This is a genomic window from Paenibacillus sp. JNUCC32 (assembly GCF_014863545.1).
GTDB lineage: Bacteria > Bacillota > Bacilli > Paenibacillales > Paenibacillaceae > Paenibacillus_AQ > Paenibacillus_AQ lautus_A.
On record NZ_CP062260.1, the window covers coordinates 6,078,044 to 6,095,653 of the forward strand.

18 protein-coding genes are annotated in these 17,610 nt (G+C 54.0%); 15 read left to right on the forward strand and 3 right to left on the reverse strand.

The genetic code is table 11. The features are described from left to right. Positions 1-91: 91 nt before the first annotated feature. Positions 92-1,102 (reverse strand): D-alanyl-D-alanine carboxypeptidase family protein, encoded by a 1,011-nt coding sequence (locus JNUCC32_RS26855; RefSeq protein WP_192570361.1) that lies wholly within the window; start codon positions 1,100-1,102, stop codon positions 92-94. 198 nt (positions 1,103-1,300) lie between these two features. Between JNUCC32_RS26855 and JNUCC32_RS26860 the strand changes: the two genes are divergently transcribed. From JNUCC32_RS26860 to JNUCC32_RS26910, 11 genes are all read left to right on the forward strand, one after another. Beyond that, positions 1,301-1,696: a Fur family transcriptional regulator gene (locus JNUCC32_RS26860; protein ID WP_009590342.1), complete on the forward strand. Its 396-nt coding sequence runs from the start codon at positions 1,301-1,303 to the stop codon at positions 1,694-1,696. Next, positions 1,672-2,490: a winged helix-turn-helix domain-containing protein gene (locus tag JNUCC32_RS26865; protein WP_009590363.1), complete on the forward strand. Its 819-nt coding sequence runs from the start codon at positions 1,672-1,674 to the stop codon at positions 2,488-2,490. Before JNUCC32_RS26860 ends, JNUCC32_RS26865 begins: the two co-directional genes overlap by 25 nt. A gap of 188 nt (positions 2,491-2,678) precedes the next feature. Continuing rightward, positions 2,679-4,139, forward strand: coding sequence for a catalase (locus tag JNUCC32_RS26870; RefSeq protein ID WP_192570362.1), 1,461 nt, complete (start codon positions 2,679-2,681; stop codon positions 4,137-4,139). A gap of 337 nt (positions 4,140-4,476) precedes the next feature. After that, positions 4,477-5,292: a uroporphyrinogen-III synthase gene (locus JNUCC32_RS26875; protein ID WP_192570363.1), complete on the forward strand. Its 816-nt coding sequence runs from the start codon at positions 4,477-4,479 to the stop codon at positions 5,290-5,292. A gap of 108 nt (positions 5,293-5,400) precedes the next feature. Continuing rightward, the gene (locus JNUCC32_RS26880) at positions 5,401-6,039 is read left to right on the forward strand and encodes a ThuA domain-containing protein (protein WP_009590348.1); all 639 of its coding nucleotides are present in this window, start codon (positions 5,401-5,403) and stop codon (positions 6,037-6,039) included. A 34-nt stretch (positions 6,040-6,073) separates the two neighbouring features. Beyond that, positions 6,074-6,772 (forward strand): response regulator transcription factor, encoded by a 699-nt coding sequence (locus JNUCC32_RS26885; RefSeq protein ID WP_096775815.1) that lies wholly within the window; start codon positions 6,074-6,076, stop codon positions 6,770-6,772. Further along, positions 6,769-8,121 carry a sensor histidine kinase gene (locus JNUCC32_RS26890; RefSeq protein ID WP_192570364.1) on the forward strand — a complete coding sequence of 451 codons (1,353 nt, stop codon included), beginning with the start codon at positions 6,769-6,771 and terminating at the stop codon, positions 8,119-8,121. Before JNUCC32_RS26885 ends, JNUCC32_RS26890 begins: the two co-directional genes overlap by 4 nt. Positions 8,122-8,209: 88 nt before the next feature. After that, positions 8,210-8,836, forward strand: a complete 627-nt coding sequence (locus JNUCC32_RS26895; protein ID WP_192570365.1) for a PepSY domain-containing protein — start codon at positions 8,210-8,212, stop codon at positions 8,834-8,836. 118 nt (positions 8,837-8,954) lie between these two features. Further along, positions 8,955-9,611, forward strand: a complete 657-nt coding sequence (locus JNUCC32_RS26900; protein ID WP_228468831.1) for a PepSY domain-containing protein — start codon at positions 8,955-8,957, stop codon at positions 9,609-9,611. Positions 9,612-9,859: 248 nt separating this feature from the next. Next, positions 9,860-10,177, forward strand: a complete 318-nt coding sequence (locus tag JNUCC32_RS26905; protein ID WP_009590344.1) for a phasin family protein — start codon at positions 9,860-9,862, stop codon at positions 10,175-10,177. Then, positions 10,178-11,848 (forward strand): ABC1 kinase family protein, encoded by a 1,671-nt coding sequence (locus tag JNUCC32_RS26910; RefSeq protein ID WP_096775818.1) that lies wholly within the window; start codon positions 10,178-10,180, stop codon positions 11,846-11,848. On the opposite strand, the gene JNUCC32_RS26915 is transcribed toward JNUCC32_RS26910, so the two are convergent. Beyond that, entirely contained in the window at positions 11,845-12,414 is a 570-nt protein-coding gene (locus JNUCC32_RS26915) for a hypothetical protein (protein WP_192570366.1), read from the reverse strand. The genes JNUCC32_RS26910 and JNUCC32_RS26915 overlap by 4 nt on opposite strands. A 243-nt stretch (positions 12,415-12,657) precedes the next feature. Here JNUCC32_RS26915 and JNUCC32_RS26920 point away from each other — a divergent pair, with 243 nt between their 5' ends. From JNUCC32_RS26920 to JNUCC32_RS26930, 3 genes are all read left to right on the forward strand, one after another. Continuing rightward, entirely contained in the window at positions 12,658-14,274 is a 1,617-nt protein-coding gene (locus JNUCC32_RS26920) for a DEAD/DEAH box helicase (RefSeq protein ID WP_192570367.1), read from the forward strand. A gap of 97 nt (positions 14,275-14,371) precedes the next feature. After that, a complete protein-coding gene (locus JNUCC32_RS26925) occupies positions 14,372-14,722 on the forward strand; it encodes a DUF3243 domain-containing protein (protein WP_192570368.1) in 351 nt (116 codons plus the stop codon). Positions 14,723-14,917: 195 nt separating this feature from the next. After that, the gene (locus tag JNUCC32_RS26930) at positions 14,918-16,171 is read left to right on the forward strand and encodes a hypothetical protein (RefSeq protein ID WP_192570369.1); all 1,254 of its coding nucleotides are present in this window, start codon (positions 14,918-14,920) and stop codon (positions 16,169-16,171) included. Positions 16,172-16,196: 25 nt separating this feature from the next. On the opposite strand, the gene JNUCC32_RS26935 is transcribed toward JNUCC32_RS26930, so the two are convergent. Then, positions 16,197-16,733, reverse strand: coding sequence for a hypothetical protein (locus JNUCC32_RS26935; protein WP_096775821.1), 537 nt, complete (start codon positions 16,731-16,733; stop codon positions 16,197-16,199). A gap of 292 nt (positions 16,734-17,025) precedes the next feature. Here JNUCC32_RS26935 and JNUCC32_RS26940 point away from each other — a divergent pair, with 292 nt between their 5' ends. After that, on the forward strand, positions 17,026-17,505 hold the full coding sequence (locus JNUCC32_RS26940) for a glutathione peroxidase (protein ID WP_096775822.1): 480 nt from the start codon (positions 17,026-17,028) through the stop codon (positions 17,503-17,505). Positions 17,506-17,610: the final 105 nt, after the last annotated feature.

The window sequence follows — 17,610 nt, forward strand, 5'->3', positions numbered from 1 at the left end:
AAACTATGATTCCTTTAGGAACAGTGTACCCTAAATCAACCGCATAAAGTGCAGCTTTGCCTTCAAAAACTAGGGAGTACTTGCACAATAGCTATTTAAAAAGGCCGGATACGAGATTCGAAAGGATGCCTTGGCGATCGAATCCGTAATCCATCAGCTTCCGGGTTTCCGTAAACCGCTGATCGGCGTCCCCGGTTCCCATCACGACGGAAATCAGCCGGTTTCCGCCCCGTGACGCGGTTCCCGTGAAGCAATAACCGGCCGAGGCCGTATACCCGGTCTTAAAGCCGTCATTGCCTTGGTAAGCATGCGGCTCGCCGGGCAGCATGAGATTCGTGGTGTGCAGGGAGAGTTCCTTCTGCGGGACGGGCAAATCCCGCTGGCTGGTTACCTCAAGCAGATCCGGGTGTTTGTTCACCAGCCATCTGGCGAGCATGGCTGAGTCCCGGGCCGTCATGACGGTGTCCCCTTCGGAGGCCGCCTCGGCAAAAGGAACCAGGTCGGCCGCAGGCAAACCGGAAGCGTTGGCGAATACGGTGCGGTCAGAGAGGCCGATTTCCTTCGCCCGGGCATTCATGGTCTCCACGAATCGGGCCTCCGACCCGCCGAGGTGCTCCGCAATAGCAACGGCCGCATCATTGGCCGAATGGATGATGAGTGCTTCGAACAGCTGCTTCAGCGTGTAACGTTCGCCTTCATGCATGCCGATGGCCGAACCGGGTACCTCTGCGGCATATCGGCTGACCGGTACGTTCTCGTCCCAGGCATGCTGCCCGGAACGAACAGCATCCAGCACCAGCAGCTCGGTCATCATCTTGGACATGCTTGCGGGAGGAAGGGGGAGATCGGCATGCATCGCATAGAGCACGCGGCCCGTATCCGCATGAATCAGGATGGCCGAGCTCGCTTTGATGGGAGGGGGTATAAATACCCTCGCTATGAACACGGCTATCAGAATGACGCCGAACAGCAGCAGCAACAGGCTTAATTTCGCGCGTCCCTTGCGGTGGTTCGCACGTTGATGCCGAAGCGTGCCGGTTTGCTGCCGGGATGTTTCAGGGGCTGGAGGTGCCTTGCGGGGATGCTTGGTTATGGATTCCATGGCGCTCTATCGTCTCCTTTGACTGGTTATGCGTCTCATTTAGGTATGTTCTAAGTCTAGCCAGACAAACTAAAGTAATTTTTAATTGAATCTAAAGAAATCTTAAAGATTACCAGCAGCGTTTTTGGTGCGGGATGTTGACCTTGAGGCGAATAAGATTTATACTTGATCTAAAAATAAATTAAAAGGGTGAATACCTTGAAATCTTTAAATCTGACGACGCAACGCCAAGCGGTGTACGATGTCCTTCGGGAATCGCATGATCATCCGACTGCTGCGGATATCATGAACCGGCTGGTGGAGAAAGGATATAATCTCGCGTACGGGACCGTTTATAATTCCCTGCGTTACTTGACGGATAAACAACTGATCCGGGAATTGAAGCTGGGCGAGAGCGCGAGTCGATACGATGCCCGTACCGACGAGCACCAGCATATTATCTGTGAAGTCTGCGGCAAAGTGGACGAGGTCATGACGGAGGTGCCAGAGGATTGGGCTGCTACGGTAGCCGGTGAAACCAACTACGTTATCCATCATGCTCACGTTGTATTCGGGGGGGTGTGTCCAGAATGTCAAATCAAACGGAAGAAATGACGGAGCTCGGGAAAGTCTATGCTTTTCCGGATTTCCAATCCGGCAATCTGTATGTGCGTCCCACGACGCCGATGGCGATTGGAGATGCTTGTCCCACCACGCTGCGGGCCGCATTGATCAGCCGGTCTCCGGGGCGCGTGAACGAAATGTTCATAACCTTGACGGAGAACTGCTTCGAGGTCATGATGTTCCGTAAATGGGAACCGCGTCTGCAGTCTGCCCTTAACACGGGACTCATTATCGCCGACATGACGGGCTGCCGGAATATGGCGGCGTTCAACAAGGAGAAGGAGCTTCTGCTGCCGGAACATACCACGATTCCGATCCTGTATCTTGTAGGCGAGGAGCTCATGAGCAATGCAGGATCAAGCCTGTTGGATGAAGAGCTGATGGTATGGCCGGCCCGTTCCAAAGATACGATGATGTATCAGGTGCAGCGGACGATTCGCTTGTTCTCCCCGGCAGCGGGTTTGTCGGGTGGAGAAGAGGTCATGCGGGGACTGATCTATAAAGATTTATCGATCGACCGGGATAAAATGACCATCCACCGGGGCAGCACCCCGATTCACTTGACCAAGACGGAGTATCATCTGCTGATGCTGCTGCTGGACAGCGAAGGGGCCGTATGCACGCGTGAGGACCTGATGTGCAAAATTTGGGATACCGATTTTATGGGCGGGAGCAACGTGGTGGATGTCCACATCAAAAGCTTGCGCAAGAAGCTGAACGACAACGCGGGTGCCCCGCGCTATATCGCAACGGTTAGAGGAGTGGGATACCGCCTGGCGGATTAATCCCCTCCTTTTTTTTTGTTCATTCGCGATTGTCGCAATGATTCATCCGAACTTCATATAAGGCTCATGGAAGGGTCACATAACGCTCACGCGACAATCATGATCCGAGGGAACCTCCGATGATACAATCATTTCATAAATTTAGATTCAGTCTAAAATCAATTATAGAAATGATGGAGGGTTCATAGATGGATAGATTGACAACCAACCAAGGTGCTCCCGTAGGAGATAACCAAAATTCCAAAACGGCGGGCCGCCGCGGGCCGACACTGCTTGAGGATTATCATCTGATCGAAAAAATCGCCCACTTCGACCGTGAACGGATTCCGGAGCGCGTCGTTCATGCACGCGGAGCAGGTGCCCACGGCGTATTTGTGGTCGAGCATGACATGAAGCCGTACACCAAAGCGGCATTCCTGCAGGAAATCGGTCAGGAAACCCCCGTGTTCGTCCGGTTCTCCACGGTTATCCATGGAACCGGGTCGCCCGAAACGGCACGCGATCCGCGCGGATTCGCCGTGAAGTTCTATACGGAGGAAGGGAACTATGACATTGTAGGCAATCATCTTCCGGTCTTCTTCATTCGGGATGCGATCAAATTCCCCGATATGGTGCATTCCTTGAAGCCTTCGCCGGAGAGCAACATTCAAGAGCCAGGCCGGTATTGGGATTTCATGACGCTGTCTCCGGAATCCACCCATATGATGACCTGGCTGTTCTCGGATCATGGCACGCCGGCAAACTATCGCGAGTTGGACGGCTTTAGCGTCCATGCGTTCAAGTGGGTGAACAGCGAAGGCAAAGTGACCTACATTAAATACAAATGGGAATCCGTGCAAGGCATCAACACGCTGAATGCAGACGAAGTGGGAGCGGTGCAGGGCAAGGACTTCAATCATGCCACCCGTGATCTTCGCGAACACATCGCTAACGGGAATTTCCCGAAATGGCGCCTGCAGGTGCAGCTGATGTCTCCGGAAGAAATGGATGATTTGTCCTTTGATCCCCTGGATCCGACCAAGACTTGGCCGGAGGATCGCTTCCCGTTCATAACCGTGGGTACGATGACCCTGAACCGTAACCCGCAGAATTTCTTCGCCGAGGTGGAGCAGGCGGCTTTCTCCCCAAGCGTATTGGTGCCTGGCATTGAGCCGTCCGAGGATAAATTGCTGCAGGGCCGGTTATTCTCTTACCCGGATACGCAGCGTCATCGTCTTGGCGCCAATTATTTGCAGATCCCGATCAACTGCCCGTATGCCCCTGTGCGCAATCATCAACGCGACGGCTTGATGAACGTGAATCAAGATCCGTCGCCGGTGAACTATGAACCGAACAGCTATACAACGGGCCCTGTGGAAGATCCGTCCGTGAATGAGAGCGAAGCTCCGCTGAGCGGTCATGTCGTTCGCCAGCGCATCGAGAAAACGGATGACTTCACCCAAGCCGGCGAATTGTACCGTTCGTTTACGGAGCAGCAGAAGGATCATCTGCTCCGCAATCTGGTTGATGACCTGAGCCAGGTCAAATCCGACATCCAGCTCCGTGCCGTATGCAATTTTTACCGTGCAGACGCCGAATATGGCGCAAGACTTGCCGCAGGGCTTGGCGTAGACCTGAGCGGTTTCATCCCGGCCGGTCAGCCGAAGTAACACCATGCAAGCATATAAGAGCCCGCCATCCTGTTTCCGCTGTGCAGGATGGAAGGCCTTTATATAGACGGCGATCCATGGTCGCCGGCCAAAAGAGGCACCCGCATAAATGGGTGCCTCTTTTTTTCATCCACTGAAATATATAAGTGGAGCAGCAGAGGAACGCCTATTCCTTTGCTGCTTTTTTGCATGCGGCAGGAAAGGGGGGCTTTTTGGAAGAATAAGACCTTAGTGGCTTTATCTATGGGATCATGGCCTTTATACTGGAGTCAGCTGCTAGAAGCTATACGGCATGAAGGTTGCACAAGCTAGAATTTAAGAGAGTGAGGCATATATCATGGCACAGCATATGAAAGATCGGGTTGTAGCCTTGGCAGGCCCGCGCAAAGCGGCGGACATGGCCAAGCTGGTGGAGAAGATGGGAGGCACGGCGGTGCTTCGCCCGGCGCAGGGGACGGTATTTTTGGATGATGAAGTGCTCCGGCGTTCCATCGAAGCTTGGCTCGAGGCGCCTGCGCCGTGGGCGATCTTTACGACGGGAATCGGCCTGGAGGCCATTTACGATACGGCCGAGCAGATGGGCCTGTTGGATACATTGAATGAAACGCTTCAAGACACCTCGATTGCGGCAAGAGGGTACAAGACCGCGAATGCTCTGAAAAAACGCGGTTTGGCACCGGTCGTCAGAGACGATGACGGCAGCACGTCCGGACTGATCCGGTCGCTTGCGCCGCATGACTTGTCGGGTCAACGCGTCATTCTGCAGCTGCATGGCGAGTCTGCGCCTAAGCTGGTCAATTGGCTTCAGCAACGGGGAGCGGAGGTGCAGCAGATTCTGCCTTATAAGCACATTCCGCCGCTGGAGGAGGATATTTCCCTGCTCGTTGACGAAATCGTTGGCGGCAAGGTTCATGCGGTTGCTTTTACAAGTGCGCCACAGTTTCGTTTTCTTGCGGATTATGCTCGTGCCCATGGCAAGCTGGAAGCCGTGCTGGAGGCGTTCCGCGGACCGGTCGTGGCGGCGGCTGTCGGCAAGGTGACGGCTCAGGGACTCCGCGAGGAAGGCATTGAACGCATGGTGGTTCCCGAGGAAGAGCGAATGGGCAGCATGATGGTGGCGCTTGGCCGTTATTTTGCTCAAAATCAAGAATAATGTCATGATATAACGTAACGAAGCTAAGGATTTCGATCCATTCCAGCACGTCGATGCATGTTCCTCAGGTTCATGTGAAATATTGAGTAGTAAATAGGAGGATGACCGATGGATAAGAGAAAAGCATTGCTGCTCGGCAGCTACACGCACCCGAAGTTTCATCCGCTGCAAGGCATAGACAAACAGATCACGCATCTGCTGAACGACATGTTCACCGTGCAGTGCACGGAAAACCATAAAATGCTTCATGAAAGCAATCTCTACCCTTACGAGCTGTGCATCGCCTATAGCGACTTGTGGGACGAGCGGGTTTCGCCACGGCAGACCGCAGGCCTGCTGTCCTACGTTAGCGGAGGCGGCGGCTTGCTCGTGATTCATAATGGCGTTACCTTGGCAAACCGTTATGAGCTGGCGCAGCTGATTGGCGCCCGTTTTGACGGGCACCCGCCGATGGAGAAGCTGTATTTCGTTCCGGGGGAGACCGATCACGATATTACGGAGGGCGTTGAGCCGTTTGTGCTGGACGAGGAGCCTTACCGGTTCGTATTCAGTCCGTTCACGGAAAAAACCGTGCTGCTGCATTATGAGTACGAAGGCAAGCAGTGGCCTGCCGCCTGGTGCCATACGTATGGCATTGGACGCGTGGTCTTCTTGATGCCGGGCCATCATGAGCCGTCCTTTCTCCAGCCTCAGCTGCGTTTAATGATTACGCAAGCGGCCAAGTGGGCGGCGCGCGTTCCGGGTTAAGGCATTTCGAAATGATCGGGCAGGAGGGACGCGCGTGAGCGGGAAGATACTAATTGTTGAGGATGAAGCGAAAATATCCCGTTTGCTTGAAATCGAGCTGGAGAGTGAAGGATACCAGGTCACGAAGGCGGATAACGGGCTGGATGCGCTTGAGGCATACCGCAGCCAGGAGGTGGATCTCATTCTGCTGGATGTCATGCTTCCGGGTATGAGCGGCATTGAGCTGCTGCGGCGGATTCGTGCCCATGATTCCCATACGGCCGTGCTGCTGCTTACGGCGAAGAGCTCCGTTGAAGATAAGGTATCGGGGCTGGATCTTGGAGCCAATGATTATATTACGAAGCCGTTTCAGATCGAAGAGCTGCTGGCGCGGATTCGTGCTGCATTACGGCTTCAGGGAAAGCCTCATCCGGAAGAAGAACCGGCTGGGGAGTGGCTTACGGCCGCGGATTTGAAATTGAATGAAGGCACGCGGGAAGTGATTCGCGACGGCAGAAGGATCGATCTGACGCCGCGTGAATTTGACTTGCTCGTCTATTTGCTGAAGAACAAGCGGCAGGTGCTGAACCGCGAGCAGATTCTTGCTGCCGTGTGGGGGTACGATTATTACGGCGATACCAACGTCGTTGATGTATACATACGTTACGTCCGCAAGAAAATCGATCATGGCGGCACGCAAGAGCTCATCCACACCGTTCGCGGCGTCGGCTACGTGCTGAAAGAAACCCTATGAAGCTGAGCAGCAAAATCCATCTCTATTCGTCGGTGCTGATGGCCGCCATCCTGATTGTCATGAATTTATCCGTGTATTACGTGTTCAGCAAAATGACGGTGGACAGCCAGCTGGAGCAGGCGGAAGCCGAGGCGGGAAGCATCGTCAGAAGCATTGCGCATTCTGCCGCGACCATTCCCATTGACGATCTGCTGCGAAGTTATGTCCCGGCTGACGGAAAGATTCAATTCGTCCCGGCTGACAGCAAGGCCAAGTCTCCTTACGTGACCTCCTCCGGCGAGGATATGGATGAGCTGAAGCTGCCTTATAACGCCAATAAGCAGGTCGAGCAGATCCGATATGAAGGAATGCGTTATGTGCTGGTGTCCCTGCCTGTCATTTGGAGCGACGGGGCGGTATACAACATCCAAATTTCCCGCAGCCTTGCCGCTACGATGGAGACGCTGCAGGTGCTGCGCATTGTGCTGGTGGCCGTAACCGCGATCGCATTGGTTCCGGTCATCATTTCGACGCGGATATTGGGGCGTTTAATCGTGCAGCCGATTACGGCCTTAATCCGTACGATGCGGGAGATTCGGCAGAGCGGACGGTTCCGTCGGATCGAGCTGAAGGAAACATCCAAGGATGAGCTGGTGGAGATGGGGGCTGCCTTCAATGACATGATCACGCTGCTGGAGAGCAACCATGCGAGGCAGGAACAATTCGTGTCCAACGCTTCCCATGAGTTAAAAACACCGCTCACCATCATCGAGAGTTACGCCAGTTTGTTGAAGCGGCGAGGCCTGGATCGGCCGGAGCTGTTCATGGAGTCCGTCGATGCGATCCATTCGGAAGCGATCCGGATGAAGGAGATGACGGAGCAGCTGCTGCTGCTTGCCCGCAACCAGGACCAATGGCAGGTCGAGATGGAGCAGGTGGATCTCGCAGCATTATCGGAGTCTTCCGCTCGCGCATTTCGCGATGCCTATAACCGCACGGTCGAGGTTGAAGCCGACGGCGAGGTTCTGGGCTGGACGGACAGCCGCAGGCTCAAGCAGCTCTTGTTCATTCTGCTGGATAATGCACGCAAATACAGTGACGAACATATCGTCATCCAGTTGGGCAGAAAGCCGTCGGAGGTATATATCCGGGTCATCGACCGCGGAATCGGCATTGCCAAAGAGGAGCTGGAGCACGTCTTCGACCGTTTCTACCGGGTGGACGAAGCTCGTACCCGCCGGGGCGGGGGAGCCGGCCTTGGATTGTCCTTGGCCAAGGATATCGCGGAGGCCATCTCTGCTGAGCTGGAGCTGGAAAGCCTGCCCAGCGTGGGCACAACGGCCACCATTCGGCTCCAAGAATCGAAATAAACGTCAGCAGCCCACCGTTTTCTCATCGAATTCTAACCATGCTGCGCTATACTGACGGTATAGACCGAATGGGTTGCGAGGTGATTCAATGCGTAAAAAAGTGAGTGTGCTGCTGGGCGTCATTATCGTGGTGGCCTTCATGATCATCGTGAATGCGGTATGGAGTCCGTTTACCCGTTCGACGGAGGCGATGTCGCAGGAGGAAGCCGTAAGCGGAGTATTGAAACAATATCCGGACGGTGAGATTACAAAAGCAACGCTGGATGGGGAGATGTACCGGATGGAGCTGGAGTCCAATTCCGGAAGGTATGAGATGACGGTGGATGCCCGTCAAGGCGATATCGTGTCCATCAAGCAGCTGGACAAAGCGCCAGCGAAGCCAGAGCCGGAGCCCGGCGAAACCAAGCAGCCGACCGACAATCCAAGCACGACTCCTGCGGAGCCCGCTGAGAATGGCGAGAAGGGATCAGCGGATGGTGAAAGCGGAACTGCGGAGCCGCCTGCAACGATGATCACCAAAGAGTACGCGATCAAGCTTTCTTTAGAGAAGGTACCGGGAACGGTGGAAGACGTGGAATATCGCGAGAGCAAGAGCAGCCGTTATTATCTGGTCGAGATCGAGCGGGAAGACGGGCGCGAAGCGACCATTCAGGTCCACGCGATTACCGGCAAGATCATGACCGTGACTTGGGATGACGAGGATGACGATGAATAGATTAGAGGCCTATTCTCATTTTCTCATCGTATTCTAATGTTTCTCTCCGAAAGCTCTCATGTTGAGACGGTATATTGGGTTTGTAGAGATCACACAGAGAGTTTCGAGGAGGCGTAAGATGATGAACAAAAGAACATGGTGGGCAGGCGCACTGTCCGTAGCGATCGCGGCAAGTGGAGTATACGGCTATAGCGCCGTGCAGGCTGCAGGGTCAGGACAGACAACGCCGGCAGGAACCCAGGCGGCAGCCAAACAGGAGAAGCAGCTCATTGGAATGGAAAAAGCCGAACAATTGGCACTCGCGGCTGCCAGCGGTAAAGTGGAAAGCATTGACATCGACCGCAAAAAGGGCAAGCTGGTGTACGATGTTGAGATTCAGCAGAGCAACCGGGATGTCGATGTATGGATTGATGCCTACACAGGCAAATCCCTTGGCGTCATAGTAGATCGGGATGATGACGATGATGACCGTGACAGCATTCCGGGGAATCTGATCGGTGCCGGCAAGGCATCCGCGATCGCTGTCAAACACGTCAAGAGCGGGACAGCCGTAGAGGTTGATCTGGACCACGATGACGGCCGGTGGGTGTATGACGTCGAAGTGAAGACGGCCAAAGGCTCGTCCGAGGTTGAGATCAACGCGGTCAGCGGCAAAGTGATCAAGGCAGAATACGAGAAATACGACGACCATGATGATGACGACCACGATGACCAGGATGATTGGGACCATGATGATCACGATGATCATTACGATGATGATCGGGATGACGATTAAACCGTTCTTCATCTGCGTAGGATAGCCGTATCAGCGAACAGCACGGGATATAACCCGGCTGTTCGCTTTTTTGTCGTGGCATTAGTGCATTCCCGCCGTCGTACCCGATTGGCCCTCATATTTCATGGAAAATCAGGGGACATTGATAAGGGAGCTTCTCGATACTTAGAAAGCAAGTCCAAGGATAGATGTTTTTGCCAGCGTTAAAGGTTATAATGGAACCAGACAACGACCGGGAGGGATATATCGTGAGTGATCTTTTTAAGAAAGCCATCTCGTTAGGATTGGGCCTTACCGTGGTCAGCAAGGAAAAAGTAGAGAAAATCGTGGACGATCTGGTCAAACGCGGGGAGCTGGCTCCTGCGGAATCCAAAGCGCTGGTGAACCGCCTCGTCGAGCGCGGCGAAGAGGAGCAATCCCAGATCAAGTCATATATTTATGAGCAGGTGCAGCGCGTGTTGTCCGATCTGGATGTTCCCAAAGAGAGCGATGTCGCCAGCCTGGAACAGCGCATTGCCGCTCTGGAGAAGAAGGTTGTAGAACTGGAAGGATCGCGGCAGGAATAGATGGCGGTCCGAATTCGACATGCCGGACGTTACCGGGAAATCGCCATGGCGCTCATGCGTCATGGCTTTGGCTATATGGTGGAGGAGATGGGACTGTTCCATGTTCTGTCGCTGCCTGTCCGCTGGAGCTCCAAGGAGCAGCCGGAGACGATTACGCTTGGGGAACGCATTCGGCGAGTGCTGGAGGATCTGGGGCCTGCCTTTGTGAAGCTGGGCCAATTGGCGAGTACCCGATCGGACCTGCTGCCAGACCACATTATCCAGGAATTGGTCAAGCTGCAGGAACGGGTGCCTCCGTTCCCTTCCGCGAGCGCACGGGAGCTGATTGAACAAGAATGGGGCATGCCGATCGACGACGTGTTGAGTGAGTTTGAGGACAAGCCGCTGGCTGCCGCCTCAATCGGCCAGGTTCACGCCGGGAGGCTGAAATCCGGAGAGCTTGTAGCGATCAAGGTGCAGCGTCCGGGCGTGGCCCGCATGATCGGCCGCGACTTGGAAATCCTGCGGGATTTAATTTCGATTGCCGAGCGCCATTGGGAATGGGTGAAGCAGTACCGCGTGGATCGAATCGTTGACGAGTTTGCCAGAGCGATGATGGCGGAGCTGGATTACAGCCATGAAGCCCGGAATGCGGAGAAGATCGCATCCCGGATGACGGAGCAGGAATTTGTCCATATTCCGCGGATTTATTGGGATTATACGTCATCGAAGGTGTTGATGATGGAGTATGCCGAGGGTATTACCTTAAGCCGCAGGCAGGAGATTGTGGCCAAGGGGCATGATCTCAAGGCGATCGCCGAGCATCTGACCGACGGCATGCTGCAGCAGATTTTTATTGAGGGCTTCTTTCATGCCGACCCTCATCCGGGGAACCTGCTCGTCAGGGAGGACGGCAAGCTGGTCTTTCTGGATTTCGGGCTGGTGGGTCACCTCAGCGAAGATATGAAGGATCATCTGTCAGGACTTATTATTGCATTGATGCGGCGGAATTCGGAAGGGATGATCCGGGCGATTTCCAGAATGGGTTTGATTCCGGACGATTGCGATATGGATGCGCTGCGGTCGGATATGGACCGTCTGCGGGAAGAGTATTATGACGTGCCTTTTGCTCAAGTGCGCATCGGCAAGGCATTGACCGATCTGTTTGCCGTTGCCCAGCGGCACCGGATTATGCTGCCTCCGGATATGACGCTGCTTGGCAAATCATTGCTGACCCTGGAAGGGGTCATCGAGATGCTGGACCCGAGCCTGAGTATTATCGATATGGCGGAGCCTTTCGGAAGGAAGCTGCTGAAGAAGCGGTACAATACCCGCCGGATCAGCAGGAAGGTGCTGGATGGGGTGGCGGGGCTTGCCGAGAGTTTGCTCGATCTGCCCGGTCAAGCCCGGCAGCTGTCGGCCCTGATCAGCAAAGGAAAACTGCGGGTGGAGATCAGCGTTCCGGAACTGAAAACGCTGATGCGCAAGTTGGATCAGATCAGTAACCGGCTGTCCTTCAGCATCGTGCTTCTGGCTTTCAGCATCATCATGGTAGGGCTGATTATCGGATCGTCGCTCAGCCGGGAGCCGATGATGATATGGAGCTTCCCGGTGATTGAAGTCGGATTCATCGTAGCCCTGCTGATGGTGGCATGGCTGCTGTACGCCATATTCAAATCCGGCAGGTTCTAGCCTGCCGATTCGGCTCTTGTCCGTTTGCGTTGCTGCATCCAGGCCTGGACACCGATCAGGATCCACTCTATGAGATGGAAAAATACGGCGATGACCAACGATTGCAGCCAGCCCTCCACGGGAATGGCGGGCACGATCAGAGAGGCTATGTACAGCAGCAGCGTATCGGTCACGACCGTCACTGCCTGTTTCATATAGATGGAGGTATCCTTGCGAAGCAGAAGCCGCAGCAGGGCGATGACCAATGGATGTATGAGACCTTCGAAGATCAGGAACCCGACCAGGACGAAAAGCGAGAAGCCGAGCAGCACGCCTTGGCCGTCGTATGCAAGCGTTTCGCCTGCTCTTGAAGGATCGGGCATGGGGAACCACTGGGCATACAGCATGGAAAAGAGCTCCAATGGCATAATGATAAAGGCCGACAACAGCGGAATGAGCCACAGCTTCTTCCGGAAGGGAACGATGGGCTCCCCGTCGCGTCTTGAAATATAATTCATCATTAGATTGATAAGGCCGAATAGGATCATCAAGATCAAGGCTGTCAGGATGAGCTGTAGGATATGCATATCGGGGACACCTCCTCGCTGGTGTATACTGGATTTCTATATCATTGACATTACCAAAGTCAGGGTCGTTTGTCAGTTTTCTGGCGAAAATAGTGAATGGATTCAAACCATATCTTCATTCACTGGACACATAAGGGAAGCGCCCTGTTCTTCTAAGAACGAATGGTATCGGCCTTTTGTTGGGATTTATGTATGAAAATATGTTGGTTTTGTTTACTGAATCGAATGGATTGAGACCATAAGATGCTAAATAAATTAAATGAGGTGGAACGTTTGCCGAACTTTCAACAGCTGGGCATTGACGAACAAAGAGTACGAAAACTGAAGGAGCAGGGAATTACGGAACCGACTCCGGTACAGCAAGAGAGCATTCCGCTGCTGCTGCAGGGAAAGGACGTCATTGCCCGGGCGAAGACCGGCACAGGCAAGACGCTGGCTTTCATGCTGCCGATTCTGCAGCATATCGATCCCAAGCGGGCGTACCCGCAGGCGCTCATCGTTGCGCCGACACGGGAATTGGCATTGCAAATTACGGAAGAAGCCAAGAAGCTGACGGCAGGAGAGCCGGATGGCATCAAAATTCTGGCGGTCTATGGCGGGCAGGACGTGGAGAAACAGCTGCGCAAGCTTGAAGGCGGACGCCAATTGATCATCGGCACGCCGGGCCGGCTGCTGGATCATTTGCGCCGAGGCACGTTAGAGCTTGGCGGCGTGAAGCAGCTGGTGCTGGACGAAGCCGACCAGATGCTGCATATGGGCTTTTTGGATGAAGTGGAGGCGCTGATCCATGCGCTTCCGTATCGGCGCCAAACGATGCTCTTCTCGGCGACGATGCCTGCCGGCGTGAAGCAGCTTGCCGGCAATTATATGAATCAACCTGTCGATATCGTGATTAAGGGGGCTTCCCCGATCCCGCTGGAGCAGATCCAGCAGGTGGTGGTCGAGTGTACGGACCGTTCCAAACAGGATGCCTTACGCGCAATGATCGAAGAGCATAATCCCTTCCTCGCGATCATCTTCTGCCGGACGAAGCGCAGAGCCACCACGTTGAACGAGGCCCTGCTGGCCCATGGCTACCAATCGGACGAGCTGCACGGGGATCTGTCCCAGGCGAAACGGGAAGCGGTCATGAAGCGATTCCGGGAAGCCAAGCTGCAGCTGCTCGTTGCAACGGATGTTGCCGCGAGGGGGCTGGACGTCGAAGGCGTTACCCATGTCTTTAACTACGATATGCCCCATGATGTTGAAAGTTACATCCATCGTATCGGCCGGACCGGACGGGCGGGGGGTAGCGGTATGGCCATCACGTTTGCGGCCGGAAAAGACCTTAATGATCTGCAGCGCATCGAAGAAGGGATCTCCCAGCGGTTGAAGCGAGTACGCTATGACTCTGCCGCCGGAAGCCTTCGGGAAAGCTCTGGCGGCTCGGGCAGGGATACGGGCCGACCGAAGAAAGCAAGAAATGTCTCGTCACTTGAATCCGATAATGAACGTGGTCAAGGCAGAAGCCGTGCCGATCGGGGCACGGGTTCCGGGCGTAGCCGCGGTAACGAGCAGGGCAGAGGAAGGGCAGGATCATCGCGTAGGGATGACCGCGATTCGGGCCGGACAGGAGGCCGTACCGGAGAGGGTCGAGGACCATCGGCGGCCGGAGGCCGAGGCAGCGGCGCGCGTGAAGGCGGTCGTGCAGGCGAGGGCCGCGGACCGCAGGCCGGAGCACGAGGCAGCAGCCGCGGACCGTCCAGAACCGAGGGGCGGGGGAATCACGCCGGCCGCGGCGGACAAGGCGGAACCCGATCCTCCGAAGGCCGCGCTGCCAGAGGCCAAAGCGGTGGACGACGCGGCGGTCGGAGCCGCTAGGCAGTTCAAGGTAAATTTTAGGAAGTCCTCTGTTTCAATCCGAAGGATCACGTTTAAGTAGAGATCGTTACCCAGTCAATGACAAGGAGGCGTTACCATGTCTGAACATAATCATGTGGTGAACAAGAACGGTGAGCTGGATGTGAGTAAGGTCGATGACGCTATGGACCGGATTGACGACAAGGAGAAGGAACGGATCCTGGCTGACTTCGATGCCTTTCAATCCTTTTTGAACAAACGAATTCAGCTTGCCGAGAGCATTGGCTTGAATGAAGAGCAGCTGGCGCAGGCGGCAGAGAAGGTAGCCGGATACCTCGCCGCTAACGAGGAGCCCCGCAATTCCGAGGAGAAACTTCTTCAGGAGTTATGGAAGGTCGGAACGCAAGCGGAGCAGCATCAGCTGGCTCATCTGCTGGTTAAGCTGGCTCAAAACCGTACGCCTCAATAAGGCGAAGCGTAAGATGAGGGTCCTTCCCCGGCCGACTTGCCGGGGAAGGTTTTTTTGGTTCGAAGGCAGGAATGAACATAACTATAGGATGAAGGGCTTGATATTAGGCTTTATACATAATATGATTTCCAATGTCTTTATTCCATCTGTTGGATTGGGTAACACCGAAAGAATAAAGGAGGAGGCGCTGCCTGAATGTCTCTGGTGATTCATGAGCAGAGAAAACCCAAAATGCAGCCTTTTTATTGGGTGCTTACGTTCGAAATGCATGTGCTGGGCATTTTGCTGGGCCTGGCGTTTACGATGGGGCCTTTGATTCTGTTGTACTTCTGGGCCAATGTCTGGACGTGGATGAGTCTGGCGGGTATACCCGCCGGTATCTTTATGGTGATTCGGCTATCCAAGAGTCTGAAAGGGCATATCTGGAATAATACGCATCTGGACGAATATTTGTTATACGAAGACCACATTGAATATGAGCGATGGAATCCCGAGACGAAAGACTCCTTGAAGGGGAGCCTTCGGATTGGCGACGTAAAGGAAATATATTACGGGCGATATATTTTTCAATTCAGTTATGCCTATAAAAACAGCAAAATGACCGAGTCGGTGCCTATGGCGGAGTTAATGCCCATCATGTACCTTGTTGCTGGGGAAGGGACGGCTGAACGGGCAGTGGCCGTTCCTTTCACGGATCCGATGGAGGCGAACCGCTGGCTGGAGGTCGTCGGCAGACGAGGGATTCCTTTATATCTGACATCCGTCATCATCCAAGATCTGGGGGATGAATCGGTGGCGTCAGTGCTTCGCGAGGACGAGGATTTAGAGCGTGCCGAATTTGACGGGAATATCGAGCGGCAATTCCGTCCGTATCTGGATCGCCTGGTACAGGAGAACGAGGAGGAAGACAGGGAGCTGACGGAGGAGGAACTGGATCAGCTGGAATACGAGATGAAGCTCCTCGAATACGAAGAAGCGCTGCAAAAGCGAAGATCGGCTTTTCGTGGAACCGGTTTGCTTGCTTGGCTGGTTTTCCCGGTTCAGTTCGCCGTCGGTTTTTGGCTGACGCGCCAGGCGGAGCTGGGTAACGCGGACCCGGAACAGCCGCTGTACCCCATTCTTCTTGTTGCGCTGTCGGCGATCCTGTTCTTCTTCCTGGTGAAATGGATGCGCTGGTTACAGATCATTATGTTCTCGCTGGTTACTTTTATATCGTTTATGTTTCTGGACTTCTCGGAGATCGAGACCGATCCTTCCTACCAAATGTCCAGCATGCTCCTTGCGATAGCCATGCTGTCGCTGCCTGTGGCGGCTCTCTTTTATTTGGGAATCCGGTATGTGCGCAAAGGGCGGGATGCGAAGAATCTTCCGCCGATGCCGGGGCCGTACCAGCCTCTTACGGAAAACGATAAGCCAGGGTTCGAGTCTGGAGACCGGCTGTCAACCTAATACGAAAACGAAAGAAACGCACCCTTCACATTTGGGGGTGCGTTTCGTATCGGTACCTGTAGGTATCCATGGGCTGGCTGGTAAAAGAGGTGTCCAGCTTTTTCTTCTCGCCGGGGGCGAGGGTGATGTCCCTGTACATCTCGGTAAAGACTTCCTCATCGTTCTTGTCGTACACGAACAAGGTAATATGACCGTTGAACGCTTGGCTTTCATGATAATTGCCGGCATAGACGACGATGTCGGCATCATCCTCATTTTTATACGCTCCAACGTGAAGTACGACGTAGTCTTTCAAGCTCTGCAGCTGGGAATCCGCCTTCTTGTCCTCAAAGTTCTGATCCAGGTCGGTTAGCATCGTTTCTTCTTTGTAAAGCGATTCCTGGGTGATCAGGCCAATGGGGATCGTCAGAATAAAATAGAAAACCAGCGTCGACAGCCCTGTGCTGCGAAGCACGGTTCTTCGGTCATACCCCCCTTTGATCAATCCGATGAAGGCAATCAGGGCCAGAACAACGACGATGAGATGCCATGGAGACAAGAACATTTCGGGATACAATTTCATTTCGTTTCCTCGCTTACTGTTGTTGAAATGCGGGATCATGCAATATTTTGCCAAACCCTAAATCATTACCCTGCTGACTTGCTGACTAAACAGCTGTCAGGAGTCTATGTAACTCTTGCTTGAAGCGGATATACGTTTATCATAATGGATTTACGGATGGCGGGGTAGAGGCATTGGAACCGAAAATTTGGTTTAGGGGCGTATATTCGGTATGATGTAAGAAGATGGGCCAGGCTACAGAAGCTTGGAAGCAAGCGGTTCATTCAATACAAGCTGGAGAGGAGATTCGAGGATGTCAGTTTATGAGTATCATGCAACCAATACCAAGGGGCAGGAAGTCTCGCTCGATCAGTATTCGGGCAAGGTCTTGATCATCGCGAATACGGCAAGCCAATGCGGCCTAACGCCGCAATATGGAGAGCTTCAACAGCTGTACGACCAATACGGCCAGCAAGGGCTTCAGGTTCTTGGCTTTCCGTGCAATCAGTTTGGCGGACAGGAGCCGGGTACGAGCGAAGAGGCCGAATCGTTCTGTCAATTGAACTATGGCGTGAACTTTCCGGTTTTCCAGAAGATTGACGTGAATGGGGAGCATGCTCATCCGTTATTTCAGTATCTGAAATCGGAGCAGCCCGGACCGAATGAAGGCGGAGAGATCGCTTGGAATTTTACGAAGTTCCTGGTGGACCGCGAAGGCAAGGTGGTCCAGCGGTTTGAGCCGAAGGAATCGCCTGAATCGATGAAGGGCGCCATTGAATCCCTGCTGGGTTAATGCCAGATAGTAATGAGCACATAACAGGGCTGTTTTCGTCGGGGGATTTGCCCCGGAGGAGAAACAGTCCTGTTTTTTTATGGGAAATCCCTCGCCATTTCGTCC

Coding starts and splice junctions, on each gene's coding strand:
- JNUCC32_RS26855 (WP_192570361.1), bottom strand. CDS start 1,102: ATGGAATCCATAACCAAGCATCCCCGCAAGGCACCTCCAGCCCCTGAA.
- JNUCC32_RS26865 (WP_009590363.1), top strand. CDS start 1,672: ATGTCAAATCAAACGGAAGAAATGACGGAGCTCGGGAAAGTCTATGCT.
- JNUCC32_RS26870 (WP_192570362.1), top strand. CDS start 2,679: ATGGATAGATTGACAACCAACCAAGGTGCTCCCGTAGGAGATAACCAA.
- JNUCC32_RS26875 (WP_192570363.1), top strand. CDS start 4,477: ATGGCACAGCATATGAAAGATCGGGTTGTAGCCTTGGCAGGCCCGCGC.
- JNUCC32_RS26880 (WP_009590348.1), top strand. CDS start 5,401: ATGGATAAGAGAAAAGCATTGCTGCTCGGCAGCTACACGCACCCGAAG.
- JNUCC32_RS26890 (WP_192570364.1), top strand. CDS start 6,769: ATGAAGCTGAGCAGCAAAATCCATCTCTATTCGTCGGTGCTGATGGCC.
- JNUCC32_RS26895 (WP_192570365.1), top strand. CDS start 8,210: ATGCGTAAAAAAGTGAGTGTGCTGCTGGGCGTCATTATCGTGGTGGCC.
- JNUCC32_RS26900 (WP_228468831.1), top strand. CDS start 8,955: ATGATGAACAAAAGAACATGGTGGGCAGGCGCACTGTCCGTAGCGATC.
- JNUCC32_RS26910 (WP_096775818.1), top strand. CDS start 10,178: ATGGCGGTCCGAATTCGACATGCCGGACGTTACCGGGAAATCGCCATG.
- JNUCC32_RS26915 (WP_192570366.1), bottom strand. CDS start 12,414: ATGCATATCCTACAGCTCATCCTGACAGCCTTGATCTTGATGATCCTA.
- JNUCC32_RS26920 (WP_192570367.1), top strand. CDS start 12,658: ATGCTAAATAAATTAAATGAGGTGGAACGTTTGCCGAACTTTCAACAG.
- JNUCC32_RS26925 (WP_192570368.1), top strand. CDS start 14,372: ATGTCTGAACATAATCATGTGGTGAACAAGAACGGTGAGCTGGATGTG.
- JNUCC32_RS26930 (WP_192570369.1), top strand. CDS start 14,918: ATGTCTCTGGTGATTCATGAGCAGAGAAAACCCAAAATGCAGCCTTTT.
- JNUCC32_RS26935 (WP_096775821.1), bottom strand. CDS start 16,733: ATGAAATTGTATCCCGAAATGTTCTTGTCTCCATGGCATCTCATCGTC.
- JNUCC32_RS26940 (WP_096775822.1), top strand. CDS start 17,026: ATGTCAGTTTATGAGTATCATGCAACCAATACCAAGGGGCAGGAAGTC.